The sequence below is a fragment of the Enterobacter sp. BIDMC109 genome, from assembly GCF_001037885.1.
GTDB lineage: Bacteria > Pseudomonadota > Gammaproteobacteria > Enterobacterales > Enterobacteriaceae > Enterobacter > Enterobacter hormaechei_C.
The window spans coordinates 1,928,496-1,950,138 of the sequence record NZ_KQ090002.1 but is presented as its reverse complement, the minus strand read 5'-3'; the positions used below and the strand labels follow the sequence as shown (position 1 = coordinate 1,950,138).

The following is a 21,643-nucleotide window of genomic DNA, read 5'->3' as shown; positions in this document are numbered from 1 at the left end:
CGGCTGGATAATTTATCGCTCTCACAATGTGATTTGATGCGTTCTACTTTTGCAGGTGTGCCATGAGTGATCATAACCCGTGCATGACGTGCGGAGCCTGTTGTGCGTATTTTCGAGTCTCTTTCTACTGGGCTGAAGCCAGCGATGGCGGCGGCACCGTTCCGGTTGATCTCACGGAACCCTTAACCCCTTTTCTGCGCTGTATGCGCGGCACCAACCAAAAACAGAGCCGCTGTGTGGCACTGCAAGGTGAGCCTGGGGTATCCACCCGCTGTTCCATTTACGCGGATCGCCCCAGCCCGTGTCGCACTTTCGCGATGTCGGGAAAGGATGGCAGGTCAATGAGGCATGCAATCGCGCCCGCGCCCGCTATGGATTACCGCCGCTTTACAAAGATATGCTTTTCCATACAAGCCTTGATGCTGCCACCAGCGTGTTATCCGGTGTACAATTGCCGGCTAATTAACACCTGCAATACTCAAGGAGAGTGCATGTCTATCACGGCGAAGTCTGTCTACCGTGACACGGGAAATTTTTTCCGCAATCAGTTCATTACCTTTTTACTGATCGCGTTGTTGTGCGCCTTTATTACGGTGGTGCTGGGTCATGCGTTCTCACCCAGTGATGAACAGATTGCCACGCTGAGCCAGGGGGATCATCTTGCAGGCAGCGCAGGGTTGTTTGACCTTGTACAGAATATGACGCCAGAGCAACAGCAAATCTTGCTGCGCGCATCTGCGGCATCTACCTTCTCGGGCCTGATTGGCAACGCCATTCTGGCGGGTGGCGTGTTGCTGATGATCCAGCTGGTGTCTGCCGGCCAACGCGTCAGCGCGTTACGTGCAATCGGGGCCAGCGCTCCGGTGCTGCCAAAACTGTTTATCCTCATCTTCCTTACCACGCTGCTGGTCCAGATGGGGATAATGTTGGTTGTCGTTCCGGGCGTGCTGCTGGCTATCGTGCTTTCATTCGCGCCAGTAATGGTTGTGCAGGACAAAATGGGCATTTTCACCGCCATGCGCAGCAGCATCAGGCTCGCATGGGCCAATATGCGACTGGTCGCCCCGGCCGTTATCAGCTGGCTGCTGGCCAAAACTCTGCTGTTGCTGTTTGCGCCGAATTTTGCGGTGTTAACGCCAAACGTCGGAGCGGTTGTCGCCAATACGCTGAGCAATCTGATTTCAGCCGTGCTGCTGGTCTATTTGTTCCGCCTGTACATGTTAATTCGTCAGTAACTGGGATCGCAGAATGAAGCAGTTTCTTGATTTTTTACCGCTGATCGTATTTTTCGCTTTTTATAAGCTGTACGACATTTATGCCGGCACGCTGGCGCTGATTGTGGCAACGGCTGTGGTGCTGATTTACAGCTGGGTTCGCTATCGCAAAGTTGAAAAGATGGCGCTCATCACCTTCCTGATGGTGGCGGTGTTTGGAGGTCTGACGTTGTTCTTCCACAATGATGAATTTATCAAATGGAAGGTCACGGTGATTTACGGCCTGTTTGCGGGCGCACTCCTCATCAGCCAGTGGGTGATGAAGAAGCCGCTGATCCAGCGCATGCTGGGGAAAGAACTGACCCTGCCGCAGGCTGTGTGGGGGCGTCTGAATATCGCCTGGGCACTATTTTTTATTCTGTGTGGTCTGGCGAATATCTATATCGCATTCTGGCTGCCGCAGAATATCTGGGTCAACTTCAAGGTGTTTGGTCTGACGGCGCTGACTCTTATCTTCACCCTGCTCAGCGGCGTTTATATTTATCGCCACATGCCGCAGGATGACAAGCACTGATCCTTCTGGCCAGATCGCCACGCGGTCTGGCCTCTTATCCCGCCTTCTCTTTTCTCTACATCCTCCCTGCGAAAATGTCTGAATCATGAAGATTTTATGGAGATTGCTGTCACTTTATTGTAATGAGAATGACTATCATTAATATTCGTCATCGCATTTTTAACAAATGGAAATGAGTTGATGAATAACATAATAAGATTTGCCCCGGCTACACTTACGCTCGCCATTCTTTCAACGTTATACCAGAGCGCACACGCAGCGGAAGATCCTCTCGCCGATGGTGAAACAATGGTTGTTCAGGCCACCGCTGAAGAGGCGCTGAAGCAACAGCCGGGGGTTTCCATCATCACGGCAAAGGACATAGAAAAGGATCCACCGGTTAACGATCTTTCTGAAATTATTCGCAAAATGCCCGGGGTTAACCTCACCGGAAACAGCGCGACAGGCAGCCGCGGTAACAACCGCCAGATCGACATCCGCGGTATGGGGCCGGAGAACACGCTGATTCTGATTGACGGTGTGCCGGTGACGTCACGTAACTCGGTGCGCTACAGCTGGCGCGGGGAGCGCGACACCCGCGGGGATACCAACTGGGTTCCGCCAGAGATGGTTGAGCGCATTGAAGTGCTCCGGGGACCTGCTGCCGCCCGCTATGGTTCGGGGGCGGCCGGCGGCGTCGTCAACATCATTACCAAACGCCCGACTAACGACTGGCACGGCTCGCTCTCCCTGTACACTAACCAGCCTGAAAATGATAAAGAGGGAGCGACGAAACGCGCTAATTTTGATCTGAGCGGCCCCCTTGCGGGCGATGCGTTAACGATGCGCCTGTACGGGAATATCAACAAAACTGACGCAGATGCTCAGGACATCAACACCGCGCAAAACGGCTCTTACGCCGCCGGACGTGAAGGCGTGCGCAACAAGGACATTAATGCCCTGCTCTCCTGGAAACTCACGCCACAGCAGATTATCGATTTCGACTACAGCTACAGCCGCCAGGGCAATATCTACGCGGGTGATACTCAATACAGCAACTGCAACGTCAGCCCTGACGGTCTGGTGTCGTCCCTGTATGGACACGAAACGAACCGAATGTACCGCCAGTCTTATGGCATTACGCACAACGGCATCTGGGACTGGGGTCAGTCAAAGTTCGGTGTTTATTATGAAAAGACCAACAACACCCGCCTGGAAGAAGGCTCTACGGGCAAAGTTGAGGGGATGATCAATAGCGATAAATACGATACCAGCCGGCTGGAGTCATACCGTTCAACGGGTGAACTGAACATGCCTTTCTTCTGGCTGGTCGAACAGACGCTAACCGTGGGTGCAGAATGGAACCGTGATGAACTGAACGATCCGGCCTCAATGCAGGCGACAAATGTGTCGGGAGAAGTGATTAACGGCGTTCCCGGTACAGCTTCTGAGCGCAACAGCAAAAACAGCGCTGACCTCACTGGCATCTATCTTGAGGACAATATTGAAGCGCGCCAGGGCACCAACCTGATCCCAGGGCTCCGCTTTGATTATCACAATCAGTTTGGCAGCAACTGGAGTCCTAGCCTGAACCTCTCTCAGGATTTGGGTGACATGTTCAAGGTTAAAGCGGGTATCGCTCGGGTATTTAAAGCGCCAAACCTGTATCAATCCAGCGAAGGCTATCTGCTTTCCACCCGCGGCAATGGCTGCCCGAACAACGTTTCCGAAGGAAGCTGTTACCTGTTAGGTAATCCGGATCTGGATCCTGAAATCAGCGTGAACAAAGAGATTGGCCTGGCCTTCGCGCTGGAAGGCTACGAGGCTGGCATAACCTGGTTCCGCAACGATTACAAAAACAAGATTGTTTCAGGAACGGATGTGCTGGGCCAGACAAGCAGCGGCGCAAATATCCTTCAGTGGCAGAACGGAGGAAAGGCTGTTGTTGAGGGGCTGGAAGGCAACCTCACCGTCCCGGTTATTCGCGACACGCTAACCTGGCGTACCAATGCGACGTATATGATTCAGTCTGAAAGTAAGGACACCGGCAACCCTCTGTCGATTATCCCAAAATATACCGTCAACACGATGCTCGACTGGCAGGTTAACAGCAAACTTTCAGCGAACCTTAGCTGGACGATGTATGGCCGCCAGAAGCCAAGAGAAAATGCTGAAATCCGCAAAGAGCAGAATGCGATGTCAGATAAAGAGATTGGCGCCTATTCCATCGTTGGGATCGGTAGTAACTATCAACTGACAAAAGATCTCCGCCTGAATGCCGGGATCAGCAACCTCTTTGATAAGCAAATTTACCGAGAAAATGACGGTGCATCGACCTATAACGAACCAGGCCGTGCGTATTACGCCGGCGTGACCCTGTCCTTCTGACCCGCTGGCGCCTGCTCTGCGGGCGCTAACCCTATTCTCTCCAGCCAGAAATCATAGTAGCATCCCGCCTGAAGTCTTCAGTTAAGAGTTTAAAAACAATGACAACAAATGACGCCCCACAGGGCGAACTGGTTTTACGCACACTGGCAATGCCTGCGGATACGAATGCCAATGGCGATATTTTTGGCGGCTGGTTGATGTCGCAGATGGATATGGGCGGTGCAATCCTGGCAAAAGAGATTGCACACGGGCGCGTGGTGACAGTCCGGGTCGATGGCATGACCTTCCTGCGCCCTGTCGCGGTGGGGGACGTGGTGTGCTGTTACGCACGCTGCGTAAAACGCGGCAATACGTCTGTCTCCATCAACATTGAAGTATGGGTGAAAAAAGTCTCTTCTGAGCCGATTGGTCAGCGCTATAAGGCGACGGAGGCATTATTCATCTATGTGGCGGTGGATAGCGACGGTAAGCCCCGCCAGCTCCCACGGAGCTGATCCTCAGGTAAAAAAAGCCTCCTTGCGGAGGCTTCTTTTATTCCATCTGTGCCCCGCCGTTCAGGCGGAAGACAATGTTCACAATCAACCCATTGCCGGGTTTACCGGCTTCATAGCGCCACCTGCGCATGGCCGATTTAACTTCGCGTTCAAACATATTCGCCGGCTGTGCGGACAGGATTTCCACGTTATCGACACGTCCATCGGCCGTAACGTCGAATTTCACCCGTACACGCCCTTCAATACGTAACGCCTGGGCACGTGCCGGGTACTGCGGCTGGTTACGGCTCAGCGCGCGCGGGCCTGCTGGCGCCGTTACCGTCGGTTTTGTCGCGGTCGTGGTGTTATTCATCAGCGGACGTGATGGGGCGGCATTTTCAACCGGCTGCGTGGCGCGTGGCTCAACCGGACGCACTTCGCGTTTCGGACGCTCTTCCACCTTTTTGACCGGCTTGGGTTTTGGCTTCGGCTTAGGTTTCGGCTCCGGCTTATGGATCACTACCGGCGCTTCTTTCGGCGGTTCAGGAACCGGCTCGGGCTCTGGCTCCGGCTCGGGTTCAACAACGGGCTGTGGCGGCGGCGGCGCAACCTGCGGCGGCTCAAGATCCGCAGGCGATACCATGGTCACAGAAATTGGCTGCGCTGGCGCCGGCATTTCAATAACCTGATGAACCGAGGTATAGAGCAGACCCGCCACGACAGCACCGTGAATAACGACGGAAAGCAGCGTCGGCCATGGAAAGCGGCGAGGTAAATCAAGGGTCATCGAAGTCATAATCATCAACGTTAAAAAACCGAACCTCGATTTTAAATGCAAATAGCAATCATATTCAATAAGACACTTTGTCCTGGCGCAATTTAAGCGTACATGAGGGCAAAAAAGGGGCATCCAGATCAGGGTTTTAACATTGTTATTATCTTTACATTGCAGTCATTTGTGCTTTCACATAACGTAATTGTCACTTTTACCGGTTAAGGAGCTTTGCCGTGCTTTACGTGATTTACGCTGAAGATGTACCTGATTCTCTGGAAAAACGTCTTTCCGTTCGCCCTGCTCATCTGGCGCGTTTACAGTTGCTACAGGATGAAGGTCGGTTGCTGACCGCAGGCCCGATGCCTGCCGTTGACAGCAACGATCCGGGCGCGGCGGGTTTTACCGGCTCCACGGTGATTGCCGAGTTTGAATCTCTGGAAGCCGCGCAGGCCTGGGCAGAAGCAGACCCGTACGTCGCAGCCGGCGTGTACGAAAAAGTCACGGTTCGTCCGTATAAAAAAGTATTCTGAAACGAAAGGCTCCCTCGGGAGCCTTTTCTTCATTCAGTGCAGCGACGCCAGCCTCGCCGCAAATCCGACAAACAGCAGACCTATCAGCCCGTTCCCCAGCTTCGCCAGTTTCTTTTTGGTTTTGAGGTAACGCGTGACAAACGCGCCTGAGAAAATCAGGAAGCTCATGTACATGAAGCTGATCAGCTCAAGCGTTGTGGCGAGGATCAGGAACGACGTGCCGGTATTCTTCGCATTGACATCAATAAACTGCACGAAGAACGACACGTAAAAGAGAATCGCTTTCGGGTTCGTCAGGCTCAGCACCAGCGAACGCTTAAGGATTGCGCTTGCCGGTTCGGCGCTACTTTCGTGCGCATTTTTGTGACGCGTTATAACGGACCAGAGCATTTTTCCGCCCAGCCACAGCAGATAAAACGCGCCCAGATAGCGGACAATATTAAATAAAACCGGAGTGGTCTGGATCAACGCGGCGACGCCCGCCCAGGCCAGAAACATCAGCACGGCATCACCAATAAACACACCGGTGGCTGCCAGATAGCCTTTCTTAACGCCGTGGCCAATCCCTGTTTTCAGCACAAACAAGGTGTTCGGTCCTGGAACCAGCACGATAAAAAATGCGCCGACAACATAGGTCCAGAAATTCAGTACACCAAACTCCGCAAACACGTCTCACTCCTTTCGCTCAAAAACAGCGGGGATACCGGTAATTACGGTATCCCCTGAATCAGTTGCGCTATTGTACGCCGTTATAGCCATCAAGATAAGTCGCGGCCAGTTCGTTACCAAATAATAGGGCGTCTTTACTGTCCATGTCCGAAGACCATTTATCCTTCGCGTTGCCTGCGAACAATTCCTGCGACTTCGCATTTTCTTTTAGCTGATCGCGAATGCTTTGCGCGTATTCACTGGCTTCAGCCTCAGTCCGCCCTTCCGCGCGGTCAGCTTTGCCCCGGGCATAAAGCTCGCGGAACTGCGCCACGTTCAGCTGATAATTTTTCTGCACGCTGGAGGTGTAATTGCCGCCAGTAAAGCTGGACTGATGCGACACGAAATAAAACGCGTGCCGTTCGGGTGAGGTTTTGCTGCTGGCACAACCGCTTAATATCGCAATCCCAAAGAGTGCTGCCATTACTTTTCCGTTCATCCTTTTTTCCTTTAATAAAGCCAATGTATTCCCCATGCGAAAACATAATCTGCCAATGAGGAAAATGACGAAAGTCCTAAATCTTCTCTGAGCGCATCCAGCGCCAAAAGTACAATAAAAATCCAGAGATAAGGATTCATCTTTTAATATCATGACGTTATGGGATGTTAGTATATCGTGGAAAGCAAACGGAAGGAGACTGCAAAAATTGATAGCCTGGATGTTTAATGGGCACCTTTACGGTGCCCTTCATGCTTTTTAGATGTCCTGGACTGCGAACAACAGCGCGTTACGGTGTCTGTTCAGGCCACATTTTCTGATGGCGTGGATACGCATATTGCGGCGGGATTGTGCTTCCAGCCAACGAGCCTTACGACGACTCACCTGTCGCAACATGCGCCAGCGCCCAACTTCAGTTCTACTGCGCTTCATGTCTACAACTCTTTCTCTAACAGAGATGCCATTATATGCCTAAGCAGGCGGCAAACCAGCGCTTTTATCTGCCGTTTTTATTTGCCAGATGAATCCTGATGCGTAAACTCATAACAATACGCTTTCAAAAGGATTTTTTATTTATGACAACCTTCTACACCGTGGTGAGTTGGCTGGTCATTTTAGGATACTGGCTGTTAATTGCCGGGGTGACGTTGCGCATTCTGATGAAACGCAGAGCGGTACCTTCCGCCATGGCCTGGCTTCTGATTATCTACATTCTGCCGCTGGTGGGCATCATCGCCTATCTCTCTTTCGGTGAACTTCATCTGGGTAAACGCCGCGCCGAACGCGCCCGCGCCATGTGGCCCTCCACGGCGAAATGGCTTGCCGACCTTAAAGCCTGCAAGCATATCTTCGCTGAAGAGAACAGTAGCGTGGCCGCATCTCTGTTCAAGCTGTGCGAACGCCGCCAGGGGATTGCTGGGGTAAAAGGCAATCAGCTGCAACTGATGACCTCTTCTGATGATGTGATGCAGGCGCTGATCCGTGATATCCAGCTCGCCCGGCATAATATCGAGATGGTGTTTTATATCTGGCAGCCGGGCGGCATGGCGGACCAGGTCGCCGAATCGCTAATGGCCGCTGCACATCGCGGTATCCACTGCCGCCTGATGCTGGACTCCGCCGGCAGCGTGGCCTTTTTCCGTAGCCCGTGGGCAGGCATGATGCGCAACGCCGGTATCGAGGTGGTCGAGGCGCTGAAAGTGAATCTTTTCCGCGTCTTTCTGCGCCGCATGGATCTCCGCCAGCACCGGAAAATGGTTCTGATCGATAACTATATCGCCTACACCGGCAGCATGAACATGGTTGACCCCCGCTTCTTCAAGCAGGAATCCGGCGTGGGGCAATGGATCGATCTGATGGCGCGGATGGAGGGACCGATCGCGACCTCAATGGGCATCGTCTACTCCTGCGACTGGGAAATTGAAACCGGGAAACGCATTCTTCCCCCGCCGCCGGATGGCAATATCATGCCGTTTGAGGAAGCCAGCGGGCACACTATCCACACTATCGCCTCCGGTCCTGGCTTCCCGGAAGATCTGATCCATCAGGCACTGCTTACCGCCGCCTACTCCGCGCGGGAATATCTGATCATGACCACGCCCTATTTCGTTCCCAGCGACGACCTTCTGCATGCCATCTGTACAGCGGCACAGCGCGGAGTGGATGTGAGCATTATTATGCCGCGCAAGAACGATTCGCTGCTGGTCGGGTGGGCAAGCCGCGCGTTCTTTAGTGAGCTGCTGGCCGCAGGCGTTAAAATTTATCAGTTCGAAGGCGGCCTGTTACACACCAAGAGCGTGCTGGTGGACGGAGAGCTGAGCCTGGTGGGTACTGTCAACCTCGATATGCGCAGTCTGTGGCTGAATTTTGAAATTACGCTGGTCATTGATGACGCCGGGTTCGGTGGCGATCTGGCAGCGGTTCAGGACGATTATATCTCCCGCTCACGCCTGCTGGACGCCAGACTGTGGGCGAAACGTCCGCTGTGGCAGCGAATTGCCGAACGACTGTTTTACTTCTTTAGTCCGTTGCTGTAAAACGTGCCCAACGATGTTTAACAGGTAGTCATCATGGAAATGGATCTGAACAATCGCCTGACCGAAGACGAAACGCTCGAACAGGCCTACGATATTTTTCTCGAGCTGGCGGTCGATAATCTCGACCCTGCTGACGTCATTCTTTTCAACCTGCAATTCGAAGAGCGTGGCGGTGCTGAGCTGTTCGATCCGGCTGAAGACTGGGCCGAACATGTCGATTTTGATCTCAACCCGGACTTCTTCGCCGAGGTGGTGATTGGCCTTGCAGATGAAGACGGCGGAGAAATTAACGACATCTTTGCCCGCGTCCTGCTGTGCCGCGAGAAAGATCACAAACTGTGCCATATCCTCTGGCGCGAATAATAAAAAAGGCTGCCCGCGCAGCCTTTTTATTTAATCCGGTAAGGCATTTCCACAGCGGTGACAAAACCGCGCGCCGGGTTCATGATTCCCCTGCTGACAATTCGGACATTTGCGTTGCTGCTTACTGTTCTGGAAGGCGCTGCTCATATGGGTGGTAATTAACCCCGTCGGAATCGCTATCACCGAATAGCCGATCAGGATAAGAACCGATGCCACAATACGTCCGAGCGGCGTATGCGGGGTAATATCGCCATAGCCCACGGTGGTCACCGTGACGATAGCCCAGTAAACAGACGCATTAAGCGTGGTAAACCCGTATTTCGGCCCTTCGATTAAATACATAAGGGAGCCAAAAACGATCATCACGATAGCAATAAACGAATAGAAGAGAATCAGCTGGTGGCGGGCGCTGACAATGGCAACCCAAAAAACCCGCAGCGACGGCATAAAGCGCAGCAGTTTGAGAATCCGTAACACACGAATCGCCCGCATTGCACGCCAGGCAAACACATAATTCAAGCTGATCTCAGGCCACAGCCACATGACATACAGCGGCAGGATGGTGGCTAAATCAATAAATCCCCAGAAGCTGAAAACGTATTTCGCCGGATTTGGCCAGCTAATGACCCTCAGCACATATTCCGCAGTAAACACCAGCGTGACAATCAATTCCAGCCAGACGAAAACGTGCCACTCCTCATACGTCATGTGGTACTGCGTTCCGGCGCCGGATTCGATAAAGATAATAATGACGCTAATCAGCGCAAATAAACCACACAGACCTTCGAAGCGGCGACCGGAAACCGTTTCAGGATCAAATAAAAGGTGATACAGCCGCTGGCGGGCCGACGTGAATAATCGCGACACATTAACCTCGAAAAATAAGGGCTGACATCATGTCAGCCCTTGCGATTATAACGGGTCTACTTTCAGGCAGGAAACCGCATGTCGGAAACTGCCCTCCAGAACCGGCCGTGTTTTCGCACATTCCGGCCCGGCTATTGGGCATCGAGTACGGAATACGCAGCCTGAAGGCGGGTTGATTGGCGAAGGCAGTTCACCTTCCAGAACCTGAATGGTTTTATTTTTTTCCAGATCGGGGTCCGGAACGGGAACCGCAGACATCAGCGCTTTGGTATAAGGGTGCAGAGGATTGTGGTACACCTCATCATACGTGCCCAGCTCTACGGCGTGGCCCAGATACATGACCAGCACACGGTCCGAAATGTGTTTTACCACCGCCAGATCGTGGGCGATGAAGATCAGCGACAGCCCCATTTCCCGTTGCAGTTTCTGTAGCAGGTTAACCACCTGGGCCTGGATGGAAACGTCCAGCGCCGAAACCGGCTCATCACAGATAATCAGTTTTGGTTCAAGGATCAACGCGCGTGCGATACCGATACGCTGGCACTGACCGCCGGAAAACTCGTGTGGGTAGCGGTTGATGAGGTTAGGCAGCAGACCCACCTTGAGCATCATCGCTTTCACCCGATCGCGAATTTCCTGGCGCGGCATCTTCGGATGATAGGTGCGCAGCGGCTCGGCAATGATTTCGCCAATGGTCATACGCGGGTTCAGGGACGCAAGTGGATCCTGGAAAATCATCTGGATGTCGCTGCGCACGTCGCGCCATTCATCCGGCTTCATCCCCAGCAGATCTTTGCCAAGCCAGGCCACTTTCCCGTCGGTGGCCTTCACCAGGCCGATGATCGCACGCGCAAACGTCGATTTGCCGCAGCCGGATTCGCCTACCACGCCCAGGGTCTCGCCTTCGTACAGGCGTAGCGTGACGCCATCCACCGCTTTCAGGGTTTTGGCAGGCTGCCAGAACCACTGTTTACCGTCTTTGATATCGAAATGGACCTTCAGGTCAGCGATTTCGAGCAGCACATTTCTTTTTTCGTCGATCGCGTTCATACCAGCTCCTCCAGCGGCTTAAAGCAGGCGCGCAGACGGCCTGGGGCAAACGCTTCCAGCGGCGGTGCGCTGTTACAGATTTCCATCGCATGCGGACAACGCGGCTGGAACGGGCAGCCTTTTGGCAGACGCAGCAGGTTTGGCGGGTTACCCGGGATAGTCAGCAGCGACTCCCCTTCCGCATCAAGACGCGGAACGGCATTCAACAGCCCGATAGAGTACGGATGGGCTGGCTGGTAGAACACATCGCGAGCATTACCGTATTCCATCGTGCGGCCTGCATACATGACTAACACTTTGTCGCAGATCCCGGCAACGACGCCTAAATCGTGGGTAATCATGATGATGGCGGTGTTGAACTCGCGCTTCAGCTCATTCAGCAACGTCATGATCTGCGCCTGAACGGTCACGTCCAGGGCGGTGGTCGGTTCATCAGCGATCAGCAGTTTTGGCCGGCAAAGCAATGCCATCGCGATCATAACGCGCTGACGCATACCGCCGGAAAACTCGTGCGGATACATGCGCATGCGCTTGCGTGCTTCAGGCATTTTCACCGCATCCAGCATTTTGACGGACTCTTCAAACGCTTCGGCTTTGCCCAGCCCCTTGTGGAGCATCAGCACTTCCATCAGCTGTTCACCCACCCGCATATAGGGGTTCAGGGACGTCATCGGATCCTGGAAAATCATTGAAATCTGCTCGGCGCGCAGCTTGTTCAGCTCATGTTCCGGCAAATTCAGGATCTCTTTCCCGTTAAACGTCGCCGAACCGCCGATCACGCCGTTTGACGCCAGCAGGCCCATCAGCGCGAATGCGGTCTGGGATTTACCGGAACCGGATTCGCCCACAATGCCCAGCGTTTCACCGGCACGCAGGTCGAAGTTGAGATCGTTAACGGCAGTAACATCACCGTCGGGGGTTTTAAACGTCACGCGGAGGTCTTTAACGTCCAGCAGTGCGCTGGTCCGCTGTTGCGCCTGTGGCGCGGTTGCCGTTTCAATAATGGTCATGACGGCGCTCCTTAACGGTCTTTCGGGTCGAGGGCATCACGCAGGCCATCGCCGATAAAGTTGAAACAGAACAGGGTGACGACCAGGAAGCCCGCCGGATACAGCAGTAACCACGGTGACACTTCCATGGAGTTTGCGCCATCACTTAACAGAGCGCCCCAGCTACTCAACGGCTCCTGCGTACCTAATCCCAGGAAGCTCAGGAAAGATTCAAACAGGATCATACTTGGCACCAGCAGGGAGGCGTACACCACCACCACGCCCAGCACGTTAGGAACGATATGACGCACCACAATATTGGCGGTAGAAACGCCACCAACCTGTGCGGCTTCGATAAACTCCTTACGTTTAAGGCTCAGCGTCTGGCCGCGCACAATACGCGCCATATCCAGCCAGGACACCATCCCGATCGCCACGAAGATCAGCAGGATATTTTGACCAAAGAAGGTCACCAGCAGAATGACGAAGAACATGAACGGGAAGGAGTTCAGGATTTCTAGCAGACGCATCATCACGGAGTCCACTTTCCCGCCGAGGTAACCGGAAAGCGAACCGTAAAGCGTGCCGACAATCACCGCCACCAGCGCCGCTGCGATGCCAACCATCAGGGAGATACGGCCACCAATCGCCACACGCACCAGCAAATCACGGCCGGAAGAGTCGGTACCGAAATAGTGCCCGGATTCCATATCCGGCGCGCTGGACATCATGCCCCAGTCCGTATCGTAATAGGTGAACTGAGAGAGCATTGGCGCCAGGGTTACAAACAGCGCGATAAGCACCAGCACGACCAGGCTGGCAACGGCGGCACGGTTATGCATAAAACGACGGCGGGCATCCTGCCAAAGGCTACGACCTTCGACCTCCAGCTTTTCACTGAAGTTTTCCAGCGCCTCGCTGTTTTTCTTACTCAACATCATGGCGTGCTCCAGTTAGTAACGGATTTTCGGGTCGATAACGGCATACAGCACATCGACAACGGCATTAAACAGAATGGTCAGTGCGCCCACGAGGATCGTCAGGCTCAGCACCAGCGAATAGTCACGGTTAAGCGCCCCGTTAACAAACAGCTGCCCGATACCCGGCAGGCCATAAATGGTTTCAATCACCATTGAGCCGGTGATAATGCCGACGAAAGCAGGCCCCATATAGGAGAGTACCGGTAACAGTGCAGGCTTGAGGGCATGACGGAAAATAATCCGGCGCATCGGCAGCCCTTTCGAACGGGCGGTACGGATGAAGTTCGAGTGCAGGACTTCAATCATTGAACCGCGGGTAATACGGGCGATGCTGGCGATGTAGGCCAGAGATAATGCCACCATCGGCAATATCATGAACTTCAGCGCCCCGCCGTTCCAGCCGCCCCCGGGGAGCCATTTCAGGGTTATGGCGAATATCATGACCAGCAACGGCGCGACAACGAAGCTGGGGATAACCACCCCGGTCATTGCGACCCCCATTACGGCGTAATCCCATCGGGTATTTTGTTTTAGCGCAGCGATAACGCCCGCAGTGACACCGAGAACAACGGCCAGGATAAATGCAGCAGCCCCTAATTTAGCCGATACCGGGAAGCTGGACGCCACCAGGTCGTTAACGGAATAGTCTTTATATTTAAATGACGGACCAAAATCACCGTGTGCAAGTTGCTTCAGATAGTTGAAGTACTGCGTGGTGATAGGATCGTTTAAATGGTATTTCGCTTCGATGTTGGCCATAACTTCTGGCGGAAGCGTGCGTTCACCGGTAAAAGGACTGCCCGGTGCAAGACGCATCATGAAGAAGGAAATTGTAATTAGAATAAATAACGTTGGAATCGCTTCAAGACAGCGACGCAGGATAAATTTCAACATTGCCCGTACCTTCTGGCGTGTGCCTGATGAATGTTACAAAATAGACACAGTGGGGCAAGCTCGCTCGCCCCACGTATTGCCATTAATGCTTGATAATATAAAGATTCTTAACGGAAATATTATCCAACGGGTCTTTACCGGTATAACCCCCTACCCATGGTTTCACCAGGCGGGCGTTAACGTAGTAGTAAACCGGAACGATCGCAGAGTCTTTATCGAGCTGTTGTTCTGATTTCGCGTACAGATCGGCGCGCTGGGCGTCATCTGCCACCTTCAGAGTTTCGCCAATCAGCTTATCAAACGCCGGGCTCTTATAGTGTGCGGTATTGTTCGAACTGTCGCTCAGCATGGTGTTCAGGAATGAGGTCGGTTCGTTATAGTCCGCACACCATCCTGCACGTGCCACGTCAAAGGTTCCCTGGTGGCGCGTATCGAGGAAGGTTTTCCATTCCTGGTTTTCCAGCTTCACGTTCACGCCGAGGTTTTTCTTCCAGATTGACGCGACGGCGATAGCCAGTTTTTTATGCAGATCGGAGGTGTTATACAGCAGGCTAAAGGTCAGCGGCTTGTCGGCGGTATAGCCAGCTTCAGCCAGCAGTTTTTTCGCTTCTTCGTTACGTTTTTCCTGTGACCATTTGAACCATTCAGGTTCAACCAGCTTCATACCGTCGGTGTAAGGCGGGGTGTAGCTGTAAGCCGACAGGTCGCCCTGATTCTTCACTTTATTCACGATAATGTCGCGATCCAGAGCCAGCTTCAGTGCGGTACGAACACGTACGTCGGTGAACGGTGCTTTCTGGTTGTTAATTTCGTAATAGTAGGTGCACAGATACGGATCGACGTGAACTTCTTTAGGGATCTCTTTTTTCAGCTTCTGGAACAGTTCAATCGGCATATTGTTATAGGTCATGTCGATTTCACCGCTGCGGTAGCGGTTTACGTCCGTCACTTCAGAAGAGATTGGCAGGTAGGTGACCTGATTGATAACGGTCTTCGCATTATCCCAATACTGCGGGTTACGCTCCAGCACCATACGTTCGTTAACGACCCAGTCCTTCAGCTTATATGCACCGTTGGTCACGATATTCGCAGGCTGCGTCCATTTTTCACCAAATTTTTCTACTGCGGATTTTGGTACCGGGGAGACGGACGGGTGAACCAGCAGCTTATAGAAGTACGGAACAGGTTCGCTCAACGTCACTTCAAAGGTGTTGGCATCGATGGCTTTTACGCCCAGGTCGGTAACTGGCTTTTTACCCGTGATGATGTCATCGATATTGGCAATATGGCCATACTGGAGGTAACTCGCATACGGGGAGGCGGTATTTGGATCCGCCAGACGCTGCCAGCTATAGACGAAATCTTCGGCGGTAACCGGCGTACCGTCGGACCATTTCGCATCTTTACGCAGATGGAAGGTCCAGACTTTAAAATCTTTGTTGTCCCATTTTTCCGCCACGCCCGGAGCCGGGTGGCCGTCTACGTCAGTCACCAGCAGACCTTCAAACAGATCGCGGTTAACGTTAGACTCTGGAACACCTTCAATTTTGTGCGGATCAAGAGACTGCACTTCCGCACCGTTATTACGTACCAGCGTTTGCTTCTCAGCCAGCTGAACACCAGCAGGAACGTCCGCAGCCATTGCAGCGTTGCCCGCGATTAGCGCAGTTAAAATCCCCGCCGCTACCAGACTTTTTTTTGTGATGATGGACATTGTGTTGATACTCCACTCATTATAATGACCGGCCTTCGCCAGTTGTGTAATCCCCTGTTGGGGCCTGTACAGCGCAGGAGTTTTTTTTGCTACTGTCAGGTTCTTTTTTTACTTCTTGCTATCACCGACTTCATTATTACTGACCGCTCGTACGGCGGTCTTGCGTCGATTCTTTACACCTCTCCCCTGTCAGAGAGATGTGTTGGATATCTTATGTGAGGGCTACATGAAAATAGTTCTCATCAACTTGTTTAATGCTGCAAAATATAAGGCCGGAAAGTACCAAATGGTGCCAACTCTCGCCAATACATTTTGCAAATTTGTTAAGCATTTCTCTTTTACGATGGCTGGCATAACTATGGCGCCAACCCTGGCTTACGCCGAAACCAACAAAAAGAGATTAAATTCATATGGATAAGAAATTTTGTTGCTACAAACGCGACGACAAAGCTTAGCTGAACGATTTTTCACGATAATTTAACAATTGATTATTATTTAGCACATTCGTCTGAGTCAGCGTCGAAATTACTAATATCATTTCGGTTATCTGTCAGCAAGCCCCAGAGTATCATGTGAGTAAAATAACAGAGGGTTTGAGGGATTTATGCGCGGCAAGGGGAAATGAAAATAAACAACCCCTTGAAAAACAACAGAAGAGGATTATTAGTAGAACTTATTATGACTGGCGCCTATTTCAACTTTATTTATATGATTTGCAGATAATCACGTAAAAAAAACGGAGCCGCTGGCTCCGCTCTTTCAAATGAAAGTCAGTGTACTAACCCGGGGAATATACTTTTAATACCGGTAACGATAAATTCGATGCCCAACGCCATTAACAACAGACCCATGATACGAGTAATCACGTTGATGCCCGTTTGTCCCAGCAAGCGAACCAGCCATGGCGCCATACGAAATACGCCCCAGCAGCACAGCGCGAACAGCGCAATGGCAACAGAAAAGCCAATGAGGTGCATCAGGCTGTGGTAGCGCGTTCCCCAGACAATGGTGGAACTGATCGCCCCCGGGCCCGCCATCAGCGGCAGCGCCAGTGGCACAACCCCGATGCTCTCGCGGATAGCTGTCTCTGATTTTTCCTGCTTGTTCTGTTTATCCTCCCCCAGCTTGCCGCTGATCATCGACATGGCAATCGTCACCACCAGGATCCCGCCTGCTATACGGAACGAATCAATCGAGATGCCGAAGACCTGAAGAATGGCGTCCCCGAGATAAAGAGACGTAAGTAGGATGATCGCCACCGACAGGTTTGCCGTCAGGTTGGTTTTATTTCGTGCCGCAGCCGTCTGATAGCTGGTCATACTAATGAAGACAGGGATGATCCCTACCGGGTTAACCAGAGCAAACAAGCCGATAAAAAACTTGAAATATGTAGGGAAATCAAAGAGCGTTTGAATCACATTAAGCTCCGCAATTGAGCATGGCCAGGGATAAACTGCGTGTCATGATAAATCCGCGCTGAAGATACGCTTTTTAGCCGCATACTTCACCAGAAATCTGTTCTTAAACGTTATCAATTCATGATGTTAAACATTTGTGTAATCAATGATATCGCCGCTTCCAATAGTTACTTAATTATTTAACAGTAGAATAATTAGCACAAAATAACCCTGCTGAAAGGTATCAGCTTAGGACAAAATTGATCTCGATCATAATTTTCGTACTCAGAAGTGAGTAATCTTGGTTACGCCGCCAGGGAGATCACCTATCAAAAAGGTATGATGCTAAGGTAAGGCTCTTTTAGTAAATTAGTGAGCTGGAGCAGTGAGTAATCCTTTGTTTTACTGTGTGTTACGCAAGTGGGATCGGCTCTGACTATACTCTCAGACGTATCGAGCGCTGGTTTACTAAAAGAGTTTAAACATTATCAGGAGAGCATTATGGCTGTTACCAATATCGCTGAACTGAACGCCCTCGTCGAGCGCGTGAAAAAAGCCCAGCGTGAATATGCCAATTTCACCCAAGAACAGGTTGATAAAATCTTCCGCGCGGCCGCTCTGGCTGCTGCTGATGCTCGAATCCCTCTCGCTAAAATGGCCGTTGCCGAATCCGGCATGGGTATCGTTGAAGATAAAGTGATCAAAAACCACTTTGCTTCAGAGTATATCTACAACGCCTATAAAGATGAGAAAACCTGCGGTGTGCTGTCAGAAGACGATACTTTCGGCACCATCACCATCGCAGAACCGATCGGCATCATTTGCGGTATCGTTCCAACCACTAACCCAACCTCTACCGCCATCTTCAAATCTCTCATCAGTCTGAAGACACGTAACGCAATCATTTTCTCCCCGCATCCACGTGCGAAGGACGCCACCAACAAAGCAGCAGATATCGTGCTTCAGGCTGCCATTGCGGCGGGTGCGCCAAAAGATCTCATCGGCTGGATCGACCAACCTTCTGTTGAACTGTCCAACGCCCTGATGCATCACCCGGACATTAACCTGATTCTGGCGACCGGTGGTCCTGGTATGGTTAAAGCAGCGTACAGCTCCGGTAAACCAGCCATCGGCGTAGGCGCAGGTAATACCCCTGTGGTGATCGACGAAACGGCTGATATCAAGCGTGCTGTTGCCTCTGTGCTGATGTCTAAAACCTTCGATAACGGCGTTATCTGTGCATCTGAACAGTCTGTTGTCGTGGTTGATTCGGTATACGACGCCGTTCGTGAACGTTTCGCCAGCCACGGCGGCTACCTGTTGCAAGGTAAAGAACTGAAAGCCGTTCAGGACGTGATTCTGAAAAATGGTGCGCTGAACGCGGCTATCGTAGGTCAGCCTGCGTATAAAATCGCTGAGCTCGCTGGCTTTAGCGTCCCTGCTACCACCAAGATTCTGATTGGTGAAGTGAAAGTCGTTGATGAAAGTGAGCCGTTTGCTCACGAGAAACTCTCCCCGACGCTGGCAATGTACCGTGCGAAAGATTTCGATGACGCGGTAGATAAAGCAGAGAAGCTGGTGGCGATGGGCGGTATCGGCCACACCTCTTGCCTGTACACCGACCAGGATAACCAGCCTGAGCGTGTTGCTTACTTCGGTCAGAAGATGAAGACGGCACGTATCCTGATCAACACCCCTGCTTCTCAGGGTGGTATCGGTGACCTGTACAACTTCAAACTCGCACCTTCCCTGACTCTGGGTTGTGGTTCCTGGGGTGGTAACTCCATCTCTGAAAACGTTGGTCCAAAACACCTGATCAATAAGAAAACCGTTGCTAAGCGAGCTGAAAACATGTTGTGGCACAAACTTCCGAAATCTATCTACTTCCGCCGCGGCTCTCTGCCAATCGCGCTGGATGAAGTGATTACTGATGGCCACAAACGTGCGCTCATCGTGACCGACCGTTTCCTGTTCAACAATGGCTATGCAGACCAGATCACCTCTGTTCTGAAAGCGGCTGGCGTCGAAACTGAAGTCTTCTTTGAAGTTGAAGCTGACCCAACCCTGAGCGTTGTACGTAAAGGCGCTGAACTGGCGAACTCCTTCAAACCTGATGTGATCATCGCACTGGGTGGCGGTTCCCCAATGGACGCCGCGAAAATTATGTGGGTGATGTACGAACATCCGGAAACTCACTTCGAAGAACTGGCGCTGCGCTTTATGGATATCCGTAAACGTATCTACAAGTTCCCGAAAATGGGCGTGAAAGCGAAAATGATCGCCGTCACCACCACTTCCGGTACCGGTTCAGAAGTGACGCCATTTGCCGTTGTGACTGATGACGCAACCGGTCAGAAATACCCGCTGGCTGACTACGCACTGACGCCAGATATGGCTATCGTTGACGCCAACCTGGTCATGGAAATGCCGAAATCACTGTGTGCGTTCGGTGGTCTGGATGCGGTAACTCACGCTCTGGAAGCTTACGTTTCCGTACTGGCTTCTGAGTTTTCTGACGGTCAGGCTTTGCAGGCGCTGAAACTGCTGAAAGAAAACCTGCCAGCTTCTTACAACGAAGGTTCGAAAAACCCTGTTGCGCGTGAACGTGTACACAGTGCGGCCACCATCGCGGGCATTGCGTTTGCTAACGCCTTCCTGGGTGTCTGTCACTCCATGGCGCACAAGCTGGGTTCACAGTTCCACATTCCTCACGGTCTGGCGAACGCCCTGTTGATCAGCAACGTTATCCGCTATAACGCCAACGACAACCCAACCAAGCAGACTGCATTCAGCCAGTACGACCGCCCACAGGCGCGCCGTCGTTATGCTGAAATCGCAGATCACCTCGGTCTGAGCGCACCGGGCGACCGTACTGCCGCGAAGATCGAGAAACTGCTGGCATGGCTGGAGAGCCTGAAGGCTGAACTGGGTATTCCTAAATCTATCCGCGAAGCAGGCGTTCAGGAAGCTGACTTCCTCGCTCACGTAGATAAGCTGTCTGAAGATGCATTCGATGACCAGTGTACTGGTGCTAACCCGCGCTACCCACTGATTTCCGAACTGAAACAGATCCTGCTGGATACTTATTACGGTCGTAACTTCACTGAAAGCGATGTCGCTGCCGTAAAAGTTGAAATCCCCGCAGTTGTAAAGGCTGACAAGAAAGCGAAGAAAAATGCTTGATTGACAGTATGATAAAAAAACCCGCCGCTGGCGGGTTTTTTTATATCTGAGGATACGTAAAACATTCTTATTATTTTCGATTGTCGCCCTGTAACGCCGTCAGCGAGCCTACAGCCAGCGCCTCTTTATAATGCTTGCGGCAGACCGAGACATAACGTTCATTGCCTCCTATCACCACCTGCTCGCCATCAGCATAGGGTTTACCCGACTGGTCCAGGCGAAGAACCATACTTGCCTTGCGGCCACAAAAGCAGATTGTTTTCAGCTCAACCAGCTTATCCGACCAGGCGAGCAGATACTGACTGCCGGCAAATAACTCCCCACGAAAATCGGTACGTAATCCATAGCAAAGAACGGGAATATCCAGCTCATCAACGACCTCTGAAAGTGCATGGACCTGCTCTCGGGTCAGGAACTGGCTTTCATCTACCAGCACGCAATGGACAGGCTTAGAGGCATGCTCGGCACGAATGTCCTCCAGCAGGTCCGTTTCAGGGTTAAACAGCCTTGCAGGCGACGAGAGCCCTATTCTTGAGCTCACCTTCCCTGCCCCAAAGCGATCGTCGATTTCGGCGGTATAAACAACGGTACGCATCCCCCGCTCCTGATAATTGTATGAGGATTGCAGTAACGCCGTCGATTTCCCTGCATTCATTGCCGAATAGTAGAAATAAAGTTGTGCCATTGGCCGAAGAACCCTAATCAATGTGTAATATTCCCGATGGATCATTGTACCATATTTTGTACCGTCATCAGCGGCGGGCTGCGCTCTCCAGCCTGCCATGCATCAGTAAATCCTTCGCGAGTGGCGCAAAATAATGCGTTAAAACAGGCAGTAAAGGCATTAAACACTGACAATAAGGTGAGTCCGCAACCAGAGATAACACTTCTTTTTATAGTGTCTTCTTCGTTCATTAAAATTCACTATTTATTAACTATTCTTGTCTTCGCTGCGCTTACTCGGGGTAATACAAAAGGCTGATATTTATCAACCGCAACTATAATTCCTGAGGTAAAAGTCACAAAACATACACGCAAATGACGCGCTTTTGCCGTTTGAAACGATATCTCACAGACCCAACAAACAATG

Annotated in this window: 21 protein-coding genes and 1 pseudogene; 9 read left to right on the top strand and 13 right to left on the bottom strand. The window is 51.9% G+C overall.

The annotated features are described in order from the left end of the window. The first annotated feature begins 62 nt into the window (after positions 1 to 62). The 5 genes and pseudogenes from SK62_RS09275 to yciA all read left to right on the top strand — a co-directional run bounded on the left by SK62_RS09275 (position 63) and on the right by yciA (position 4,649). A pseudogene (locus SK62_RS09275) lies at positions 63 to 466 on the top strand (YkgJ family cysteine cluster protein). 25 nt (positions 467 to 491) lie between these two features. Next, positions 492 to 1,235, top strand: coding sequence for a YciC family protein (locus SK62_RS09270; protein WP_045347760.1), 744 nt, complete (start codon positions 492 to 494; stop codon positions 1,233 to 1,235). A gap of 13 nt (positions 1,236 to 1,248) precedes the next feature. Beyond that, positions 1,249 to 1,788, top strand: a complete 540-nt coding sequence (locus SK62_RS09265) for a septation protein A (protein WP_003856762.1) — start codon at positions 1,249 to 1,251, stop codon at positions 1,786 to 1,788. 180 nt (positions 1,789 to 1,968) lie between these two features. Next, on the top strand, positions 1,969 to 4,155 hold the full coding sequence (locus SK62_RS09260; protein WP_047719496.1) for a TonB-dependent siderophore receptor: 2,187 nt from the start codon (positions 1,969 to 1,971) through the stop codon (positions 4,153 to 4,155). Positions 4,156 to 4,253: 98 nt separating this feature from the next. Beyond that, positions 4,254 to 4,649 carry an acyl-CoA thioester hydrolase YciA gene (gene yciA, locus SK62_RS09255; RefSeq protein ID WP_003856759.1) on the top strand — a complete coding sequence of 132 codons (396 nt, stop codon included), beginning with the start codon at positions 4,254 to 4,256 and terminating at the stop codon, positions 4,647 to 4,649. 37 nt (positions 4,650 to 4,686) lie between these two features. Here the strand turns inward: yciA and tonB are convergent, their stop codons facing one another. Beyond that, the gene (gene tonB / locus SK62_RS09250) at positions 4,687 to 5,415 is read right to left on the bottom strand and encodes a TonB system transport protein TonB (protein WP_017384230.1); all 729 of its coding nucleotides are present in this window, start codon (positions 5,413 to 5,415) and stop codon (positions 4,687 to 4,689) included. 221 nt (positions 5,416 to 5,636) lie between these two features. Between tonB and SK62_RS09245 the strand changes: the two genes are divergently transcribed. Continuing rightward, a complete protein-coding gene (locus tag SK62_RS09245; protein WP_003856755.1) occupies positions 5,637 to 5,933 on the top strand; it encodes a YciI family protein in 297 nt (98 codons plus the stop codon). Between the two features lie 33 nt (positions 5,934 to 5,966). Here SK62_RS09245 and leuE read toward each other — a convergent pair whose 3' ends face one another. From leuE to SK62_RS22860, 4 genes are all read right to left on the bottom strand, one after another. Beyond that, positions 5,967 to 6,602 (bottom strand): leucine efflux protein LeuE, encoded by a 636-nt coding sequence (gene leuE / locus SK62_RS09240; RefSeq protein WP_047719495.1) that lies wholly within the window; start codon positions 6,600 to 6,602, stop codon positions 5,967 to 5,969. 67 nt (positions 6,603 to 6,669) lie between these two features. Next, the gene (locus tag SK62_RS09235; RefSeq protein WP_015570374.1) at positions 6,670 to 7,080 is read right to left on the bottom strand and encodes an Exc2 family lipoprotein; all 411 of its coding nucleotides are present in this window, start codon (positions 7,078 to 7,080) and stop codon (positions 6,670 to 6,672) included. 11 nt (positions 7,081 to 7,091) lie between these two features. Next, on the bottom strand, positions 7,092 to 7,220 hold the full coding sequence (locus tag SK62_RS23240) for a KPN_01571 family protein (protein WP_208985927.1): 129 nt from the start codon (positions 7,218 to 7,220) through the stop codon (positions 7,092 to 7,094). Between the two features lie 118 nt (positions 7,221 to 7,338). Beyond that, positions 7,339 to 7,512 (bottom strand): YciY family protein, encoded by a 174-nt coding sequence (locus SK62_RS22860; protein WP_017384232.1) that lies wholly within the window; start codon positions 7,510 to 7,512, stop codon positions 7,339 to 7,341. Positions 7,513 to 7,655: 143 nt separating this feature from the next. Here SK62_RS22860 and cls point away from each other — a divergent pair, with 143 nt between their 5' ends. Then, positions 7,656 to 9,116 (top strand): cardiolipin synthase, encoded by a 1,461-nt coding sequence (cls, locus tag SK62_RS09230; RefSeq protein ID WP_047719494.1) that lies wholly within the window; start codon positions 7,656 to 7,658, stop codon positions 9,114 to 9,116. Positions 9,117 to 9,149: 33 nt separating this feature from the next. Then, positions 9,150 to 9,479 carry an HI1450 family dsDNA-mimic protein gene (locus tag SK62_RS09225; protein ID WP_003856748.1) on the top strand — a complete coding sequence of 110 codons (330 nt, stop codon included), beginning with the start codon at positions 9,150 to 9,152 and terminating at the stop codon, positions 9,477 to 9,479. Positions 9,480 to 9,509: 30 nt separating this feature from the next. Here the strand turns inward: SK62_RS09225 and SK62_RS09220 are convergent, their stop codons facing one another. The 7 genes from SK62_RS09220 to SK62_RS09190 all read right to left on the bottom strand — a co-directional run bounded on the left by SK62_RS09220 (position 9,510) and on the right by SK62_RS09190 (position 17,391). After that, positions 9,510 to 10,346 (bottom strand): ion transporter, encoded by an 837-nt coding sequence (locus tag SK62_RS09220; RefSeq protein WP_003856745.1) that lies wholly within the window; start codon positions 10,344 to 10,346, stop codon positions 9,510 to 9,512. Between the two features lie 45 nt (positions 10,347 to 10,391). Beyond that, positions 10,392 to 11,396 (bottom strand): murein tripeptide/oligopeptide ABC transporter ATP-binding protein OppF, encoded by a 1,005-nt coding sequence (gene oppF / locus SK62_RS09215; RefSeq protein ID WP_048249489.1) that lies wholly within the window; start codon positions 11,394 to 11,396, stop codon positions 10,392 to 10,394. Further along, positions 11,393 to 12,406, bottom strand: a complete 1,014-nt coding sequence (locus tag SK62_RS09210; RefSeq protein WP_017384234.1) for an ABC transporter ATP-binding protein — start codon at positions 12,404 to 12,406, stop codon at positions 11,393 to 11,395. The genes oppF and SK62_RS09210 overlap by 4 nt, the downstream gene beginning before the upstream one ends. Before the next feature lie 11 nt (positions 12,407 to 12,417). Beyond that, a complete protein-coding gene (oppC, locus tag SK62_RS09205) occupies positions 12,418 to 13,326 on the bottom strand; it encodes an oligopeptide ABC transporter permease OppC (protein ID WP_047719493.1) in 909 nt (302 codons plus the stop codon). Between the two features lie 12 nt (positions 13,327 to 13,338). After that, positions 13,339 to 14,259, bottom strand: a complete 921-nt coding sequence (gene oppB / locus SK62_RS09200; protein WP_047719492.1) for an oligopeptide ABC transporter permease OppB — start codon at positions 14,257 to 14,259, stop codon at positions 13,339 to 13,341. Between the two features lie 82 nt (positions 14,260 to 14,341). Next, on the bottom strand, positions 14,342 to 15,973 hold the full coding sequence (gene oppA, locus SK62_RS09195) for an oligopeptide ABC transporter substrate-binding protein OppA (protein WP_047719491.1): 1,632 nt from the start codon (positions 15,971 to 15,973) through the stop codon (positions 14,342 to 14,344). Between the two features lie 770 nt (positions 15,974 to 16,743). Continuing rightward, positions 16,744 to 17,391, bottom strand: a complete 648-nt coding sequence (locus SK62_RS09190; RefSeq protein WP_017384236.1) for a YchE family NAAT transporter — start codon at positions 17,389 to 17,391, stop codon at positions 16,744 to 16,746. Positions 17,392 to 17,871: 480 nt separating this feature from the next. On the opposite strand from SK62_RS09190, the gene adhE reads away from it, so the two are divergent. Further along, positions 17,872 to 20,553 (top strand): bifunctional acetaldehyde-CoA/alcohol dehydrogenase, encoded by a 2,682-nt coding sequence (gene adhE, locus SK62_RS09185; protein ID WP_032103375.1) that lies wholly within the window; start codon positions 17,872 to 17,874, stop codon positions 20,551 to 20,553. A gap of 70 nt (positions 20,554 to 20,623) precedes the next feature. Here the strand turns inward: adhE and tdk are convergent, their stop codons facing one another. After that, complete coding sequence (tdk, locus tag SK62_RS09180; RefSeq protein ID WP_003856726.1) at positions 20,624 to 21,238, bottom strand: thymidine kinase; 615 nt, start codon at positions 21,236 to 21,238, stop codon at positions 20,624 to 20,626. Positions 21,239 to 21,643: the final 405 nt, after the last annotated feature.